This is a genomic window from Shewanella atlantica (assembly GCF_003966265.1).
In the GTDB taxonomy this organism is placed as follows: Bacteria; Pseudomonadota; Gammaproteobacteria; order Enterobacterales; family Shewanellaceae; genus Shewanella; species Shewanella atlantica.
In genome coordinates this window covers 53,776-71,952 of record NZ_RXNV01000005.1, presented here as the reverse complement: position 1 = coordinate 71,952, position 18,177 = coordinate 53,776, and the positions used below count along the sequence as shown (strand labels likewise).

The window sequence follows — 18,177 nt, the reverse complement described above, 5'->3', positions numbered from 1 at the left end:
GACGTGGTTATATCTGGTACATACGAAATTCAGATATGGGAATGGCGCTACTGGGCGCTATTTTGAGTATTCTATTATTGTCACGCCTTCACGACAGACAAATAAATCAACTGACACAGAGAGCTTCATAGCGTTTTTTATGTGAATTAACGAAAGTTTAACCACTCTTGCTTTTTTGTTACAAGTTGGGCTGGTCAAACTTACTAAAACTGTTCAAAATGGTTCCCATAGAGATTGGTAGGGAAACGTACTTCACAGTACAGAGGTAACTTTTCAGGGAGAGAAGTGAATGAGTAAAATTGATGGGTTAGTGTTTTTGCATCAGGTTGCAGCCCCATGCCATCTAGCCATCCTGGCTGAATCTATCGGGTTAAAGACTCGTATCGTAAAGCAGGTGTCTGATCTAGAGCCTGAAAGAGATGGTAATAGTTTCTACCTTATTTCACAAGAAGGTGCAGCACTCGACAGTAAAGGGATCCCTTTACTGGCTTCTCGTCTGGTGTCTCATGTCCCCGTCGCTCTATATCAAGTCGATCGCGATAAGCTGGAGCCCGAAACTGCGCTGCTGCTCGGGATCCGTGGACTCCTCTATGCTGATCAGCGTATGGATCTGCTCTTAACGGGTTTGAGGAAGATGGTCGCCGATGAGTTATGGTATGACAGGACCTTGATCAGCAAGATGTTTCGTCACCTTGTGAAGCGATTAGACAGTGCCAACGACTATTCTCAAGAGACGGTGGCTATGCTGGAGATGCTCACGAAAAGAGAACGTACCATTATTCAGTTAGTCTCCAGTGGAGCCCGCAATAAAGAGATCGCCGATAACCTTTGCATCAGTGAGCATACGGTGAAGGCACATATCTCATCTATCTTCAGAAAGACTCAATCACGTAACCGTGTAGAATTACTCCGCTGGGCTCAAACCTACCAGAGTCATTTTGAACTTTGTTCTTAGCCTAGCGTCTCTTGAAAGACTCAATCAGCAATACTCGTGTAGAACTGCTTCGCTGGGCTCAAACCTACCAGAGTCATTTTGAACTCTGTTCTTAGCCTAGCGTCTTCAGAAAGACTCAATCATCAACACGCGTGTAGAGTTGCTTCGATGGGCACAAACCTACCAGAGTCATTTTGAACTCTATTCTTAGCCTGGCGCCTTCAGAAAGACTCAATCATCAACACGCGTGTCGGCTGTATTGAAGAGCTGCGATGGGCACAAACCTACCAGAGTCATTTTGAACTCTGTTCTTAGCCTGGCGCCTTCAGAAAGACTCAATCATCAACACGCGTGTCGGCTGTATTGAAGAGCTGCGCTGAGCTCAAACCTACCAGAGCCATTTTGAACAGTGTTCATAGAAACGTGTTCGTAGAAAAGAGGTGGAGCTTTTAGCACGGTGCTTATGGAAACCGTCTCTTGAAAGACTCAATCAGCAATACTCGTCTCGGCTGTATTGAAGAGCTGCAATGGGTACAAACCTATCAGAGTCATTTTGAACTCTGTTCTTAGCCTGGCGTCTTCAGAAAGACTCAATCATCAACACACGTGTCGGCTGTATTGAGGGCACAAACTTACCAGACTCTCGCCCATAAGGTAGTTCGAGCTATGTTACTAGAAAGGGCTCCTAATCTTTCTCTGTTATGCCAATCAACGGCCGACTTTTATATCTGAAAAAGCCTTTTTAAAGCTTTTTAATAGGGGGGGGAGACTATTTTCAGCCTGTAGTAGCAGATTAGTGATTTAAATTTAGTTTTTCGTAAAAAAATCTCCAGGATGATCACATCATTTCACACGGAAAAAACATATCTCTGTTCTTGCTTAAGTGCATGATTTGTACTACCTAAAATTATCGAGCTGGCAGCCTGTTCTCTCACGTGGTCAGTCCTGCTCTGTTTTTCGTTTTTTAACAAGTGCTTATGCTTGCCAAATGTGATTAACCCTTCTTTTTTTTGTCATGAAACTCTGCAACAATCAGTAACGCACGTTAATAGAAATTAGCGGGATTATTATAAAAATGGGGTTGAATATATGAAATATGTAATAAAATTACCGGCGATTTCGCCATCGAACTCTCCACCGACCTGAGCAGCTAGCAGTTTAAGATATTACTAATAAACATTTTTAATTTTGAGTTTGGCCTTCAATTATAGGCTGACAAATTACTAATCGGAAGTAACGGCAATGTTAAATAAATCAACAATTGCAATCGCTATCGTCACTATGTTTAGTGCTGGTTCAGTGAGTGCTGTAATGCTAGATGGTGACAGTCAAGGTGACCACGTTCGCTTATATGGCGAAGTGGGCGTAGGTGGGCATTTTGATACTCATCCAGATTACAACCACGATGAGTTCTACGATACCAAGGGCTATGTAGATGATAGCTTTGCGACTATGGGCGTAGAGGGTCAACGTGAACAGTTCACTTATCGTCTAGAGCTAGACTACCAACGTCGTAACTGGCTTGGCGGCGACGGTGAGTTTGAGCTGGCTATCGACAAATTGTATGTAGGTTATCGCTTAACCGATCAGCAGTGGATCGAGCTAGGCTTGACCGATACTGCATTCGACGATTACGACCACTTTGGTGACTTCACTTTCAACAAGTCTGTTGAAACCGGTGAAGCGGGCGACCAAGAGAACACAGTTAAGTACCAAGCCGAGTTTGAAAATCTTATCTTTGGTACTTCCTACTCATATGACGGTGAGCACAAGAGTGGTGCACTACAAGGTGACATCATTAACGGATATGTAGGCTGGATGTCAGATCTGCTATCTGTTGTGGTTGGCTTAGAAACTCGCGGCGGCTCTAACGGCGTCAGTAAATATGGTGAGCAGGAACAGATAGGTTTGGGCGTTCGCCTGAAACTGATGCCAGAATTATCTATTGGTTTCAATGGCTTTTTAGAAGATGAAGACTTGTCTACACGTAAGAGCGGTGACGTACACCTAGATTATCAGACCTTCCGCAACATAGGTATGACTGTTAGCGCTAAGTATGATCTAACTGAACGTTGGGAATTAATCAGCTCCGTAAACCACGAAGAATACGAGGGCTGGGATCTGATCGGTCCTAACTACGACTACTCTGAGCTACCCGCTGAGTACGGAAAAGAGCGTCGTTGGGCCAGTTTAGGTTTCAACTATCGTCCTGCCCGTGACATCGTGCTGTCTCTAGAAGGCCGAGTAGGCGAAGCACCTGAAGCTGCCTACGCTTACGCGCGTATGTACTTTTAGTCCGAATTGAATTCAACTTTTATAGAGTTTACTATGAAGAAAAGTTTCTTATCGCTGGCCATTGCCAGCACCATCAGCATGGGCGCCTTCGCTGGCGTTGAAGACCTGCTGATCACCGAAATGACCCAAAGTTCCGATGCCAATGTGGGCACGGTTGAGATCACTAATACAGGCCCTGATGCCTTCACCTTCACCGATGAGGTTGCTGCATATCAGCGCTCAGGTGGTAAGTACGACAACCAATTGCTAAATGCCGAAGCTAAGCCGCTGTTAAGTGGTTATACGCTTGCTCCTAGTGCTTCTATCGTGGTTGTAAATAGCAGAGCTTCTGAAGAGTTTCGTGATGCTATTGCGACTCAAGGTGGCACAGTTGTTATCTCAACATATGACAGCAGTAACAAGTACAACAACTTGTTTATGACCAGCGATGACGGCTTCTTCCTGAAAAATGGTGATACCGTTATCGATCGTGTTGGAGCCGCGAATGACACTAGCAAGTGGGCTCCCAATACTACTTTGCGTCGTAAGAAAGCCGCGGATGGCAACAATCCTGCCCAGTCAGGCACCTTCGACGCGACGAAGTGGCAGAACATCTTGCCAATGAGATTTGATGATTTAGGTAAATCAGAGCTACCCGCTGCTGATGCTGAAGACATCATGGACATCTTCACTTGTCCAACTGATAAGAATGAAATCATGTCTCCTAGCGAAGTTCAGGGCTCGGGCTTTACCTCGCCTCTGGTTGCTGCTGGTGAAACCGAATCAGCTGAAAAAGTTGCCGTAGAAGGTATCATTTCAGCCAAGGTGTCTATCCCTAATGAGGGGTTCTATCTTCGCAATTTTGCCTCTGACAACGACCCTGAAACTTCCGATGGCATCTTCGTTAGCTCAAGTGCAGCTGGTGGTCTTAAGGTTGGTCAAACGGTCTGTATCGGTAGTAAAGTGGCTGAGTTTGAAGGTCAGACACAGCTGTCAGCCGATACTGCATTTAGCTGGAACGTTACTGATACTAATATCGTAACCGAGCCAACTGATATTCAGGTATTGAGCTCTGATAATGGTTCTTTTGATAAGACCCTAGAGCGCTACGAAGGTATGTTGGTTAACCTGCCTGAGGATTTAGATCCTAGTACTCCTAGCGATGAAGCCAAAGAAGATATGCGTATTACTCGCAGCTTCAGCTACAACTACCTGTTAAGTAGCAAAGGTCATAATCGTAACAACATGGTTGCGGCTTATAAGCGTCCTAATTTACAGCCGAACCACTTGTATGTTGCTGGAAGCCCGGAGTCTAAAGCGGCTTATGAGCAAAACAATGATTATCGTTTAGTGATTGAAAGCTCACCTAGATCTAACGGCACCGAGTTGCCGTATTACGCTGGTTTTAACAGTGACCCACACACTAACTATATCCGTATCGACGATAGTCTCGTTAATGCGCAAGGTGTGATCAGTCAATATGAAACTGAGTTGATCCCAGGAACTGATAAGTTTGATCAGGACTACAGCCTGACTATAACCAACCAGTTGACTAGCGATAACTTTATTCATAACTTGCCGCGTACTGATAAGCCAGATCTGAAAGACACAGTGGCAGACGATGATTTTGCTATCCGCATTTCTAGTCAGAACCTGTTTAACTTCTTTAACTCTCCTTTCGGTGGCGACAACAACAACTTTGGTCAGAGCCGAGGCGCTGATAGCTACGATGAATACATTAACCAGAGAACCAAGCTGGTAGAAATTATTCGTGCTCAGGATGCCGATGTAATGGCCCTGATGGAGATTGAAAACAACGGTTTTGGCGATGACAGTGCTATTGCTGAGATTGTGAACCAGGTCAATATCCAGTATGTGGATGAGCGAGCCCAAGATTACAATGGCCCTAACTCCACTGAAAACCGTTATGTGTTTGTTGGTTTTGACAACAACGGCAATCAAATGTTGGATAACCTAGATGCCATTGGTTCTGACGCCATTGCTACAGGTATCATATATCGCCCAAGCAAGATGAGCATTGAGCGCACTCGCGTTATCCCAATGCCTCAGCAGAAAGCACCTACCACTGTGAACGACTTAGGTGAGGTGATCAAAGATCAGAACCAGGAAATTCTAGAGAACGGTCAGAACTACCATCGTGACGCCTTGGTTGTAACCTTTATCGTTAACCAAACAGGCAAGCGCTTGACGCTAGCTGTAAATCACCTTAAGTCAAAAGGCTCTACTTGTTGGGAAGAATGGCAAGGTGTTGAGTTTGGTGAAGCTACGACTTGGAACAACCGTACAGCACCAGATCTGGACTACCAAGGGTCTTGTGCCGAGTTCCGCGTAGCCGGTGCAGTGCACTTAGGTGAAGAGATGGAAGACGTTCTTGGGGATAAGATCATCCTTGGTGATTTGAACGCCTATGGTAAAGAAGATCCTGTGCTGGTTCTTACCGAGAACCCACGCAACAAGACGATCGTTACCGCTAGCCACACTTTCCTTGGACCTAAGCCTCAGTTTAACGAAGATGGCTCTCCAGCCATCATCACTAAGACTTATGGCTACATCGATATCGTCGGTGAAAAGTTCAAGGAGAAGGGCAAAACACCTTGGAGTTACTCGTTCAGTGACGAAATCGGTTCGCTTGATCACATCTTGATCTCACCGTCTCTAAAAGATCGCGTGATTGATGCCACTGACTGGCATGTTAATGCTGCAGAGACTGGTTTGTATGATTACCAAAACCGCTTTAAAGGTAACATCGACGGTACTGGAACGCATAAGTTCTACAAAGGAGACATCTATCGCGCGTCGGATCACGATCCTGCACTAATAACCCTTAGCTATAAGCCTGGTGATGCGGATGCTAACGTGCCTCTGAACCTGCCAAAACTGAGAAAGCTGATCAAGGTTCCTTACCAGATCCCAACGGGTATTTCTGCTCAAGTTGGGGATGTAGCGACCGTAAGTATGAGTCCTGAGGATGATGAACAGCGTTTAGATTTGACTCAAATGGTGCTTCCTAATGTTGTCATTTCTAATGACACGACAGCTATGGTGAATTTCGAGGTATTTGGTGCGCCATCTGCTATCTACAACGTTACCGTAAGCCTACAGCGTGATGGTCAACTTGTAGAAGGATCTCAGCAGAAGTTCGTGGCGAAGGTATCTAACCGCGACACCTTGATTGCTGACATTGTAGAAGAAGAAATCGATCACACTGGCGGTGATGGTAGTGCTGGTAGCGCCGGCTTTATCAGCTTGTTATCCCTGTTCGGACTAGCAGCTATGCGCCGTCGTCTTCGCAAATAAGCGTTGATCTCGACAATGAAGCGCCTGCTTTCGGGCAGTGCGCTTCCCATCAAAGATTCAAAAGAGATACGATTATGAGAATTAAAATGAACGCAGTTGCTGCGGCTACTGCTATGGTTTTGGGCACCCTGTCCACTGCCGCCAATGCTAATTTAGTTATTACTGAGTACATCGAAGGTAGCAGCAACAACAAGGCCCTTGAGATTTCTAATGTTGGTAGCAGCTCCATCGACCTAGATGCTGCTGACTACAAATTACTCCGTTACAACAACGGTGGTACAGACGCTGGCGCAACTGAAACTCTGACTGGCACCCTAGCCGTTGGCAAGAGCATTATCTTCCACAACGGCGGCGCAGCAGATGAATTTAAAAAGGGAATAGAGTCTACCATTACCTACTTCAACGGTGATGACGCGCTGGTACTGACCAAGGATGATGTCGTTATTGACCGCTTTGGTAAATTGGGCGAGGACCCTGGTTCTGCTTGGACAGATCCCAATAACGCAGACTTCTCCAGTGCTAATAAAACTTTACGTCGCAAAGCCAGTGTTACCACTGGTGATACCGATGCTGCAGCAGCCTTCCCAAGTGGTGATCAGTGGGTAGTGTTTGATACAGACACTTCTGATGGCCTTGGCTGCGTAGGTGAAAGCGCTTGTAGCTCTGAAGCCACTCCAGGCTTACTGTTGCTTACCGAGTACATCGAAGGCAGTAGCAACAATAAAGCTATTGAGATTTCCAACGTAGGTGGCACTGCCATCGATCTGGATGCTAACGTTTATAAGTTGACTCTATTTGGCAATGGTAAAACGGACCCTGGTAATACCGAGACGCTGACTGGCACTCTGGAGCCTGGAAATAGCCTCGTTTTCCACAATGCTGGTGCCGCTGATGAGTTTAAAGTAGGCAATGCTTCTACCGTAACATACTTCAACGGTGACGATGCCCTGGTATTGACCAAAGACGATGTAGTTATCGATCGCTTCGGTAAGCGTGGTGAGGATCCGGGCTCCGCTTGGACTGATCCAAACGACGCAAATTTCTCCACCGCGAATAAGACCCTTCGTCGTAAAGACAGTGTCACAGCTGGTGACACAGTTGCCGAAGCAGATTTCCCTGGTACCAACAACCAGTGGGTCGTACTCGATGTCGATACCTCTGATGGCCTTGGTTGTGCTGGTGAAGCTGCCTGCGATGGTTCAGTAACGCCTCCAGAACCAGAGCCAGAAACAGGTCCTTGTACTGGTTGTGAGACGCTGACTCCGGTTGCCGATCCTACTACGTTCAATGGTGATATCTATTATTCAGATGTATTGAGTGGCGATTTTGCCAATGCAGATGAGCTTAAGAATACCTTATCAGCCATTATTGCCAAAGATCACAAGTATCTGACCTATAAGCAGGTTTGGAGCACACTGACCCACGCTGACCAAGATCCCGCTAACGATAAAAATGTTATTGAGATCTACACGGGGGCTTCCATCTCCAAGTACGACAACCAAACCAGTGGTAGTGGTGCGGGCAAGTGGAACCGTGAGCACGTATGGGCCAAGAGCCATGGCTTCCCAAGCGACTCTCAATGGGGCTATACCGATGCCCATCACCTGCGTCCTGCAGATCCAGGTATCAATACTGCACGAAGCAACAATGACTTTGGTGCGTGTAGCGATACAGGTGAAGAGGTTCAGTTCAACGGTGTTGGTACTGGTAACTACCTGAACAAAACTACAGACTGCTGGGAGCCTCGCGATGAGGTGAAAGGCGATGTAGCCCGTATGATCATGTATATGGATACTCGTTATCAAGGTACTGATACAGCTACAACTAATATGCCTGATCTAGTTGTAGTTGATCGCCTAACGACTACGGACGAGGATAGCAAGCCGTTAATTGGTACGCTTTGTACTCTGTATGCGTGGAACAAGTTAGATGCTGTTGATACCTATGAGCAGAATCGTAACAACCAGGTATACAAATACCAGGGCAACCGTAACCCCTTCATTGACCGCCCTGAGTTAGTACAGGAAGTGTATGGTGCAGTCTGTGGTGACGATCCAAACCCTGCTTTGGAAGTCGAAGGTGATATTGTTACTCCTGAGAGTGTAACTGAAGGGGCTGCATATACCATAGATGCCTCTGCAATCAAAGCTGGCGAAGGTGTTACTCTTACTTACAAGTGGGAGCAGATTGTTGGTGAAGAGAAGACGGTTGTTGGCAATGAGGCTGTATTGTCTTTGACTGCGCCAATGGTTAAAGCCGACACAACTCTGAATTTCACTCTGACCATCAGTGATGGCTCTCTGGAAACCACTAAAGCAGTTAGCCTGCCTGTGACCAATGTTCCTCTGACTCTGGATGTGACGTTTGCTGGTAACACCAAGCTGACCGAAGGCGAAAGTACTGCTATCACAGCGACTGTTGCTGATGCTCCAGAAGGTACTAGCTACAGCTGGAAGCAGGTATCTGGAAACACGGCAGTGTTTACCGCTACAGGTCTGACACTTGATGTGACTTCACCTAGCGTAAGTATCGATCAAGTTCTTGTGTTCGAACTCACGGCAACTGTTGGCGAAGAAAGCTTCAGTAAGTCTGTTAGCATTGAGGTGACAAACACCGAAGAAGCTGGTTGGACTAAGCCTGATGGGGCTGGTAGTTTAGGTGGTCTTATGACTCTGCTGCTACCTCTAATGTGGTGGCGTCGCCGCGAAGGCTAATCATCAGTTAAGCCTATAAAAAGCAGCACCGGGATCGCTCTGGGTGCTGCTTTTTTTAACTGTACAGACGTTGTCTAAACCTCGCCTTGTGCGCTTTGTTCTCTCCATGGGAAATCAGCCATTAAGGCAAGTGACAACGTTTATTTGAATAATATTGAAGGATTATTATGAATACTTCACTCCGTCCTTCTTGCCTGCTTCTTACTGGCTCAGCCATCGCTCTAGCGATAGCATTGAGCGGTTGTGGTAAGAAAAAGGTGGAAGAGGCGCCTAAGGTGACAGCATCTATCGCCTGTCAAGCCGCTGGTGATGACTGTAAGCGCTTCACCTTGCTCCATACCAATGATCACCACGGCCGTTTTTGGCAAGGCTCAAGAGGCGAGTATGGTATGGCTGCACGAAAAACCATACTTGACCAAATCCGCAAAGAGGTCACCGAACAAGGTGGGGAGACTTTACTGCTCTCAGGTGGCGATATTAACACTGGTGTTCCTGAGTCTGATCTTCAAGACGCCGAGCCAGATTTTATCGGCATGAACCACCTTGGCTATGACGCCATGGCCGTGGGTAACCATGAGTTTGATAATCCATCGACGGTGATGGATAAGCAGAGAGGCTGGTCAAAATTTCCTTGGTTGTCGGCCAACATCTATCGCCAAGTCGATGGTGAATGGCAACGCTATTTTGAGCCCTACAAGCTATTCGAGGTTCAGGGCTTGAAGCTAGCCGTAGTCGGCCTGACTACCGAACATACCGCTGAGATAGGTAATCCAGAGTTTGTTGAAGATCTTAAATTCACTTCAGCTCAAGCTGAGGCGAAAGATGTTTTGGCAGAGCTTGAAGAGAAGCATCAACCGGATCTTGTGTTTGGGCTCACCCATATGGGTCACTATGAAAATGGTAGACATGGTAGTAATGCGCCCGGTGATGTTGCTCTTGCTAAAAGCCTAAAGCCTGGCCAGGTCCAAGCAATCATTGGCGGACATTCACAGTTGCCTGTTTGTATGGAAGGGGATACTGGTGAGTACGTAGAAGATTATGGTCGAGACGAGCCTTGTAAGCCGGATCGTCAAAATGGCACTTGGATCATGCAAGCCTACGAGTGGGGCAAGTTTGTTGGTCGCGCCGATTTTGAATACTATGGTGGTAAGCTACACTTGGCAAACTACGAGTTGGTACCTGTGAATACAGAAACCAAGTTTGGTTCCTACTATCCGCCTCATATGCTGACTCCTAAGGATAAGGAAACTCTTGAACTGCTTCGCCCTTATCAGCGTAATGGGCAGCTGAAGTTGAGAGAGCAGATTGGTGTTGCAAAGGCGGATTTCATTGGTAAGCGTAAGGTTGTTCGTTACCAAGCTACGCCCCTAGGGATGATGATAGCCCATGCTCAGACTCAGCTCCCTGTGCCAGCAGATTTCGGCATCATGAACTCTGGCGGTATTCGTGCCACCATAAAGAAAGGGCCTATTCGCTATCGTGATGTGCTTAAGGTGCAGCCTTTTTCCAACAGTGTGACTGTGACTGAGATGAATGGGGCCGAACTGAAGAAGTATTTGTCTAGGGTTGCGCTTAAGACTCGAGGTTCTGGAGGCTTTGCCCACTTCAGCGGTATCAAGATGACCGTTGACTGTAAAGCTAAAGATGTCGATATCAGAGTTGTTGGTGACAAGCCCTTCAAGCTAACGGATAAATATCGATTTACCCTCCCTAGCTATAACGCTGCGGGCGGTAATAAGTATCCCAAGTTGAAGGAAAAGGCGAGAGACACAGGCTTTATTGATGCAGATATGCTTTATCAATTCATCAAAAAGCATGACACGCTCGATCCTGTAAACTATGACAGAGCGAAAGATGTTCGCTATATCAACTCCAGAAGTTCTGATGGCTGCGGCAGTTAATCTAATCATTTAATAAGGTTAATCAGCTGATACCTTAGCTCTCGAAACAGAGCCCAGCCTTTCGGTTGGGCTTTATTTTTTTAAGGTATGCGTCCGGAAAACTACACCTAGCCTAGTTGTACATTCCAAGGTAATAACTTTTCTAGACTCTCAGGCTTGAGTGATAGCTGCTGTAGACAATGCATTAGATAATCAAATGGCGTGAGTCCATTGGCCTTAGCACTTTCTATCATGCTGTACAGCATAGCACTGGCACGAGCCCCCTTTGCGATATTGGCAAACAGCCAGTTTTTACGCTTATTCAGACGTACACATAAATGGAATTATGTTCACAACTGCATTATGTGAGCATAATTTAATAACACCTTTTTCATTGCTAGCATTAGCACACCTTGTTTTTTAAACTTGTATGAATGAGGGCTATTCCTGTAAATCAGGATGAATGGGGAGTTTTCGTTTGTTATTTAATTACTGTTTTGTGGTTTTTTGATCTGTTTGTGGGGTGTTCCCGGTAGAAAAGATAATTATTGAAAGGCTTATGTAAGTAAAAGTTGTTTGTGCATCTTTTTGTTTTTGTTGTTTATGTGTCTTTTTGTAAATGGTTTTGTTTTGTTGTTTTTGCGTTTGATAACCTCTTTTGAACACTTGAGTTGAAAAAATAGTTATTCCCTTTAAAAAAGTTATTTATCTCTGACAAAGTGATGCAGATCCCTTGCTCCTGATATAAGTCTGTATACACTGCCTCCATCTTAAAGTTTCATCGATGAAAAATGTATGGAAGTTTTCATCAGTTTGTTTTCGATGCTGCCAGATCGGTTGGCTGTACTCATTTCGGACAAGAGCTCCCTAATATAAAAGTTGCCCTACGGTTCTCGAATATTCACCTAATGTCGGTCGTCTCGAACGAATCGGCGCAAAAAATAAGAGTATTCGAGAGCCATCTTAAAATAGTGAGTTATTCGTAAGCTCAAGGTTGAAGAAAGCTATTGGATAAGTATTGCAGACAATATTTCCTTTTATCTTTACTTACCACTTACCACTTACCACTTACCACTTACCACTTACCACTTACCACTTACCACTTACGACTTACCACTTACCACTTACCACTTACCACTTACCACTTACCGTTTTTCCTCAATCCCGAACACCTGTTTAAATTTTGCTTATGACACAGTAGACTGTGGAGCATTATTAAAAAGGGATGGATGTAAAATGTCGATTTGGTTCAGAGCGGTAACCTTGGAAGATTGCGCGAAGATGGATGAGGGCATGCATGGTAAAGGCACCTTAATGAAGACCCTGGGCATTCAGATTTCAGAGATTGGCGATGATTATATGAAGGCAACGATGCCGGCATCTCCAGACGTTCATAACCCTCTGGGTATCGTTCATGGTGGAGCCAATGTTGTACTCGCCGAAACCGTCGCCAGCTATGCGGCTAATTTTGTTGTCGACTATGAGCAGTTCTATTGTGTAGGTCAGGAGATCAACGCTAATCACCTTAAAGCCTCCCGTAATGGTATCTTAACGGCGACGGCAAAACCGGTCCACCTGGGTAAGAGAAGCTCTGTGTGGGAGGTGTTAATCCATAATGGTGCCGGTCAGTTGTGCTGTATTTCGAGGATGACTGCCGCAGTAGTGGCGCGTTAGTCATCATCTCTGGTTTGCCAGCTTTAAATCTCAGCTACCTATGTCAGATTTTTATTTAAATAAACTGTCGGAATTGCAGGCTTTTGTTCATAATAGAAACACTAGTATTTAAATAAAACACTGGAGAGCGTATGGATAACGCAGCAATTTGGGAATGGGTGGGTTATCTGGCTTCGGTCGTGGTCGCCATCTCACTCATGATGTCGAATATTAAGAAATTGCGTTGGTGGAATCTTGTCGGTGCGGCGCTGTTTGTAGCCTACGGTATGGCGATCAGTGCAATTCCCGTAGCCTTGGTCAACTTCTTTATTGTACTTATCGATATTTACTATTTAGTAAGACTGTACAAATACGAGCACAAATCGGACTAGCTTAATTTTAATAGCTGTTAATAACAGTCAAGGTCTGCGCAGGCCTTGGCTGCCTCTTAATCTTATTTCTTCATCCAGTTTTCATCCAGTTTTCATCCAGTTTTTCATCCAGTCTTTAATTTTAGTGTTCACTCTAATTCTCAGCAACACCTAGCGGTATTTCCCACGACTCTATTGACGGTATATTCATTGTTTCTCCTCGTGCGCTTCAAGCTCCACACACATACTTTGTGTTATCTTTTTGTGTAAAATCGATTAGGTTTATCTGTTTTAATCGTTTTGTTCTTTTTGTCGTTTTGCCTATCATTACTCCATCGACATAGGTACGGCTTAAGAGCGCTGCTTCAGCAATGATTCTTAAGTTTATGGCCCTAATGATTAATTTACGGAGCTGTGGCTATGCCTACCATCTACGACCTGATTGAAAATTGGTTGATTGAAACAAGCCATAACGAACAAATTTGATTTTGGAGAAGAACATGAATAGTCAAAGTATGACAGAGCAAACCAACTATCTGACCAGCCAAAATGGTGCGCCGGTTGCCGATGATCAAAACTCAATGACGGCGGGAGAGCGTGGACCAGTACTGTTGCAAGATTTTCACCTGTTAGAAAAACTTGCTCACTTCAACCGCGAACGTATTCCTGAGCGAGTGGTTCATGCGAAAGGTACTGGGGTTTATGGCACCTTCACTCTGACAAAAGATTTGAGTGAGTACACGATTGCCGACCACTTTAATGAAGTGGGTAAGCAGACTGAGACCTTCGTGCGCTTCTCTACCGTAGGTGGCGAGATGGGATCGGCCGATGCCGAGCGAGATCCCCGGGGCTTCGGTCTGCGCTTCTACACCGCTCGGGGTAATCACGACATAGTGGGAAATAACACGCCAACTTTTTTCCTTCGTGACGGAATTAAATTTCCTGACTTTATCCATACCCAGAAACGCAATCCTCAGACAAACCTTAAAGATCCGCAAGCCATGTGGGACTTTTGGGCATTAAACCCAGAGGCATTACATCAAGTTACCGTACTCATGTCAGATCGCGGCATCCCGGCTAACTATCGTCAGATGAATGGCTATGGTTCACACACCTACTCGCTTTGGAATGCTAAGGGGGAACGTTTCTGGGTTAAGTTCCACTTTAAGACTAAGCAGGGGATAGCTAACCTGACACCTGAGCAGGCCGATATTTTAAAGGGAATCGATCCCGACTCTTCACAGCGAGACATGGTTGCGGCGATAGCTGATGGCAACTTCCCGCGTTGGGCCGTGAACGTACAGATAATGCCGGAAAGTGATGCGAATACCTATTCTATCAACCCGTTCGATTTGACTAAGGTATGGCCACATGGGGATTACCCATTGATCGAAATTGGTGAGTTAGAACTTAACCGCATGCCGGAAAATTACTTTGCCGAAGTCGAGCAGGTGGCATTAGCGCCAAGTAATCTTGTACCGGGTGTCGGCGCCTCACCTGATAAGATGTTGCAGGCCAGACTATTCGCTTATGCCGATGCTCAGCGTTATCGTATCGGGGCCAACTATAACCAGTTACCTGTAAATTGCCCTCATGGAACTAAGGCAAACCATCATCAAAGAGCCGGAGCGATGGCTGGAACTCAGTGTCCATATCATGGTAGCCAGACCGGCGGTGATGCTTCTGCAAACTATGGACCCAACTCTCGCATGGAAGGGTTGAGCGACACATCGCAGTTTATCGAGCCGCCATTGCGTCTCGACGGTGAAGCCGACAGATACAGTCGCTATAACCAGGATGACTTTACTCAGGCGGGTAACCTGTACCGCATTCTTCCCGAAGATGAGAGGGCCAGATTGATCGCAACCATAAGCGGGAGTCTAAGTCAGGCCACACTCGATGTGCAGCAGACCATGGTTGAGCACTTCACTAAGGCCGATACCGACTACGGACAGCGCATCAAACAGGCTTTAGGTTTGTAGCAGACAGCGAGGCCCTAGAACCCAGGAACTAGGGCCTCGTTTTTGCCTTCTGGATTCTAAAATATCAGTGTCAATACGCCCAGCAGTGCAAACAATAGTGAACAACCTCTGTGGATCAGGGTCATAGGCAGCTTTTCTGCGCTGAAGTGACCGGCAATGACCACGGGGACATTAGCGATTAACATGCCTAATGTCGTACCCATAACGACCATAGCCAAAGCATCATATTTTGCCGCGAGTACCACAGTGGCAATTTGCGTCTTGTCGCCCATCTCTGCAATAAAAAACAGGATAAAGGTCGCTATAAACGGGCCCATCTTGTAGAAACGACTCTGTTCCTCATCCATCTTATCGGGAACCAGTACCCAGAGTGCGATGGCAAAAAATGAACACGCAACCAGGTATCTGGCTAATTCAGGGCTTATCAGACCTATGGCCCATTGGCCTAACCAGGCTGAGGCAAAGTGGTTCAGTAACGTTGACAGGAATATACCGAGAATGATGGCCGTTTTTCCTCCACTGAGGTGGCTGAATCTGGCGGCCAGAATAAGGGCGAGCAGTTGAGTCTTATCACCGATTTCGGCAACGGCAACGGTAAGAGTTGATGCGAGTAGAGCTTCCAAGTGATACCAATCCTATAAAATATGTGACCATTCAGCGGGAGCTCAAAGTTCTTAAGGCAAGGCGGATGCTTGAAGCTAATAGTTTTTCTATATCGAAAGCATCTAACGTAGCATAAAGTGCTTTGAGCCCCGCCCTGCGGGAGCCTCTCAGGCATTCCACTTCTGTGTTGCATTGACTTAAAAGGGAATAGCCATTTCCTCATCAATGCGTCGTGAATTGAAAAGCCTGAGTGGCTCTGAATTGTTCCGATATTTCATGGGATTGGTATTTTCCTTTGGGGGGCAAAAAAATCCGAGCGCAGTTCCACCGCCCCCCAATTCATTATAAATAATAAGCGGTAACTGCACTCAGGTCTTGCCTGGCAATATGACTCATCGAGTCCTGTTGCCGTGAACACCATGGCGATGTGGCCAAGTATGTTGATGTTCACTCTGCTTAGCCTGCTCAGACGTCTATATCGATAGAACGCCACACTGAATCAGACTAAATAGTTAGCTACTCCCCTGAAGTAGTGCGGGAATTATACTCAGGCAGAGTTTGATCGCAACTCCTTAAAATAATGTTGAGTTATGGAGCTGAGTTTCTGAGCGTCATCGTATATGAATCATACAAAGGTCAGCTGTTTTGGACGGTTTACCAATTAGTTTTAATGACTCGATATGGAGTTGTTACATCTTTGGTTTTAGCCATACTTTGTACACAAGTGGCTTGCCCAGCGGGGGCTGAGCTGTTACTGTCGTTTACAATCATTTTTTAGAGTATAGAGTCGTAATGCAGCAGTTCTATCAATTTTCTTCTCGATTTATGCAGCCTCAGTGGCTGAGTTAATTGGGTGAATTCACTTATTGATTAACTAAGCCATTGAGGCCAATTGAAATCATGGTGGTCGATAGACCCGATTCGATTGGAGGCTGTTAATCTTGATTTGATATCTTGCTAAATCTCTCCTTCAAAGTCGTTCTAAATTTGACCCACCAAAATAAAATAAGATACAAATCTAACAGGACAATTTTGTGAATTTAAAAATGCTCGGCTCTATCGCTATCGTTGCAGGTACCGCCATCGGTGCCGGAATGTTAGCACTGCCTCTGGCAACCGCTGCTCTTGGGATCATTCCCGCCATACTCTTACTCGTTCTCATTTGGGGAGTCTCAGCTTACACCTCACTACTGATGCTGGAGATTAATCTTCGTACCGGAGTGGGTGATAATGTTCATGCCATTACCGGTAAAGTGTTGGGCAAGAGAGGTCAGCTTATTCAGGGAGCTTCCTTCCTGAGCTTGTTGTTTGCCCTGACGGCGGCCTATCTTACCGGTGGCTCGTCTCTATTGGTTCTGAAAGCCGAAACCATGTTTGATGTCGCGCTGGATAACCAAGCGGCTGTGGTTCTGTTTACTCTGACGTTGGGACTATTCGCCGCCTTCGGTGTGGCCTGGGTCGATAAGGTTTCCCGTATTCTGTTCTCTTTGATGATAGCGCTTCTCGTCGTCACGGTTGGATTCTTAATGCCTGAAGTTAGCCCTTCTCAGATGGCCGTAGCCGCGATGGAAGAGGGTAACTTCGATGTCTGGATGGCAGCGATTCCTGTGGTATTTACCTCATTTGGTTTCCATGTCTGTATCGCAACCTTAGTGCGTTATCTTGATGGCGATACAATGACACTGCGTAAGGTACTCCTGATAGGCTCGACACTGCCTCTGCTATGTTATGTTTTATGGTTATTGGTAACATTGGGTACCGTTGGCGGTGAAGCCATTCACGGCTTTGCCGGTTCGTTGCCGGCACTGGTGAGTTCTCTGCAGGAGATCGCGGCTCAGCCATGGGTAAGTAAGTGTATCTCGCTATTTGCAGACTTTGCCTTGGTGACCTCTTTCCTCGGTGTAACCTTAAGCCTGTATGATTTCATCGGAGAGTTAACCCGAGCCAGACCTACCATTGCCGGTCGTATTCAAACCTGGTTGATCACCTTTATCCCTCCGGTCTTGTGTGCACTCTATATTCCGGAAGGATTTGTGGCAGTACTGGGTTTCGCGGCGATTCCTTTGGTCGTGATGATCATCTTCCTGCCGATCGTGATGGCGTTAAAGCAACGTCCGCAGGCAGATGATAGTGGTTATCAGGTGGCGGGTGGAACCCCTGCGTTAGCCATTGCAGGCTTGTTAGGTGCCGTTATTATTGCCTCACAGCTTTGGGTCGCACTATAGGTGACGCCCTATCGGCCCGTACAAGCTTGTAGCTTTGTAAGGGAATAATTCAAGGGCTGTCGTAACTATGGCCGCTTATGATAAAGTCGAGTTCGAATATGAAAATATCGGACTCGGCTTTTTTTTGCCCGGTTTTTAGTAATACCAATCGGTATAAGGCAATAATTCGCAACACAATCAACGCAATCAACAAAAGCAACACAAGCAAATTGATCGAATAATA

The 18,177-nt window shown here is 45.9% G+C and carries 11 protein-coding genes; 9 read left to right on the top strand and 2 right to left on the bottom strand.

The window, feature by feature from the left end:
* Nucleotides 1-289 precede the first annotated feature (289 nt).
* The 5 genes from EKG39_RS12880 (at nucleotide 290) to ushA (ending at nucleotide 11,141) form a co-directional block, all read left to right on the top strand.
* Nucleotides 290-955, top strand: coding sequence for a helix-turn-helix transcriptional regulator (locus EKG39_RS12880; protein WP_126506154.1), 666 nt, complete (start codon nucleotides 290-292; stop codon nucleotides 953-955).
* A 1,221-nt stretch (nucleotides 956-2,176) separates the two neighbouring features.
* Complete coding sequence (locus EKG39_RS12875; RefSeq protein ID WP_126506153.1) at nucleotides 2,177-3,229, top strand: porin; 1,053 nt, start codon at nucleotides 2,177-2,179, stop codon at nucleotides 3,227-3,229.
* A gap of 33 nt (nucleotides 3,230-3,262) precedes the next feature.
* Complete coding sequence (locus EKG39_RS12870; protein ID WP_126506152.1) at nucleotides 3,263-6,526, top strand: ExeM/NucH family extracellular endonuclease; 3,264 nt, start codon at nucleotides 3,263-3,265, stop codon at nucleotides 6,524-6,526.
* Between the two features lie 74 nt (nucleotides 6,527-6,600).
* Nucleotides 6,601-9,240 (top strand): endonuclease, encoded by a 2,640-nt coding sequence (locus EKG39_RS12865; RefSeq protein ID WP_126506151.1) that lies wholly within the window; start codon nucleotides 6,601-6,603, stop codon nucleotides 9,238-9,240.
* Between the two features lie 167 nt (nucleotides 9,241-9,407).
* Nucleotides 9,408-11,141, top strand: a complete 1,734-nt coding sequence (gene ushA / locus EKG39_RS12860; RefSeq protein WP_126506150.1) for a bifunctional UDP-sugar hydrolase/5'-nucleotidase UshA — start codon at nucleotides 9,408-9,410, stop codon at nucleotides 11,139-11,141.
* Nucleotides 11,142-11,248: 107 nt separating this feature from the next.
* On the opposite strand, the gene EKG39_RS23745 is transcribed toward ushA, so the two are convergent.
* The gene (locus tag EKG39_RS23745; RefSeq protein ID WP_185817594.1) at nucleotides 11,249-11,374 is read right to left on the bottom strand and encodes a transposase domain-containing protein; all 126 of its coding nucleotides are present in this window, start codon (nucleotides 11,372-11,374) and stop codon (nucleotides 11,249-11,251) included.
* A 982-nt stretch (nucleotides 11,375-12,356) separates the two neighbouring features.
* On the opposite strand from EKG39_RS23745, the gene EKG39_RS12850 reads away from it, so the two are divergent.
* The 3 genes from EKG39_RS12850 (at nucleotide 12,357) to katB (ending at nucleotide 15,126) form a co-directional block, all read left to right on the top strand.
* Complete coding sequence (locus EKG39_RS12850) at nucleotides 12,357-12,794, top strand: PaaI family thioesterase (RefSeq protein ID WP_012144276.1); 438 nt, start codon at nucleotides 12,357-12,359, stop codon at nucleotides 12,792-12,794.
* A 131-nt stretch (nucleotides 12,795-12,925) separates the two neighbouring features.
* Nucleotides 12,926-13,165, top strand: coding sequence for a YgjV family protein (locus tag EKG39_RS12845; protein ID WP_126506148.1), 240 nt, complete (start codon nucleotides 12,926-12,928; stop codon nucleotides 13,163-13,165).
* A 494-nt stretch (nucleotides 13,166-13,659) separates the two neighbouring features.
* Complete coding sequence (gene katB / locus EKG39_RS12840; protein WP_126506349.1) at nucleotides 13,660-15,126, top strand: catalase KatB; 1,467 nt, start codon at nucleotides 13,660-13,662, stop codon at nucleotides 15,124-15,126.
* 56 nt (nucleotides 15,127-15,182) lie between these two features.
* Here the strand turns inward: katB and EKG39_RS12835 are convergent, their stop codons facing one another.
* Nucleotides 15,183-15,749: a TMEM165/GDT1 family protein gene (locus EKG39_RS12835; RefSeq protein WP_126506147.1), complete on the bottom strand. Its 567-nt coding sequence runs from the start codon at nucleotides 15,747-15,749 to the stop codon at nucleotides 15,183-15,185.
* 1,026 nt (nucleotides 15,750-16,775) lie between these two features.
* Between EKG39_RS12835 and EKG39_RS12830 the strand changes: the two genes are divergently transcribed.
* Nucleotides 16,776-17,954, top strand: a complete 1,179-nt coding sequence (locus tag EKG39_RS12830) for an aromatic amino acid transport family protein (RefSeq protein ID WP_185817603.1) — start codon at nucleotides 16,776-16,778, stop codon at nucleotides 17,952-17,954.
* The last annotated feature ends 223 nt before the right edge of the window (nucleotides 17,955-18,177 follow it).

Coding starts and splice junctions, on each gene's coding strand:
- EKG39_RS12880 (WP_126506154.1), top strand. CDS start 290: ATGAGTAAAATTGATGGGTTAGTGTTTTTGCATCAGGTTGCAGCCCCA.
- EKG39_RS12875 (WP_126506153.1), top strand. CDS start 2,177: ATGTTAAATAAATCAACAATTGCAATCGCTATCGTCACTATGTTTAGT.
- EKG39_RS12870 (WP_126506152.1), top strand. CDS start 3,263: ATGAAGAAAAGTTTCTTATCGCTGGCCATTGCCAGCACCATCAGCATG.
- EKG39_RS12865 (WP_126506151.1), top strand. CDS start 6,601: ATGAGAATTAAAATGAACGCAGTTGCTGCGGCTACTGCTATGGTTTTG.
- ushA (WP_126506150.1), top strand. CDS start 9,408: ATGAATACTTCACTCCGTCCTTCTTGCCTGCTTCTTACTGGCTCAGCC.
- EKG39_RS23745 (WP_185817594.1), bottom strand. CDS start 11,374: ATGATAGAAAGTGCTAAGGCCAATGGACTCACGCCATTTGATTATCTA.
- EKG39_RS12850 (WP_012144276.1), top strand. CDS start 12,357: ATGTCGATTTGGTTCAGAGCGGTAACCTTGGAAGATTGCGCGAAGATG.
- EKG39_RS12845 (WP_126506148.1), top strand. CDS start 12,926: ATGGATAACGCAGCAATTTGGGAATGGGTGGGTTATCTGGCTTCGGTC.
- katB (WP_126506349.1), top strand. CDS start 13,660: ATGACAGAGCAAACCAACTATCTGACCAGCCAAAATGGTGCGCCGGTT.
- EKG39_RS12830 (WP_185817603.1), top strand. CDS start 16,776: ATGCTCGGCTCTATCGCTATCGTTGCAGGTACCGCCATCGGTGCCGGA.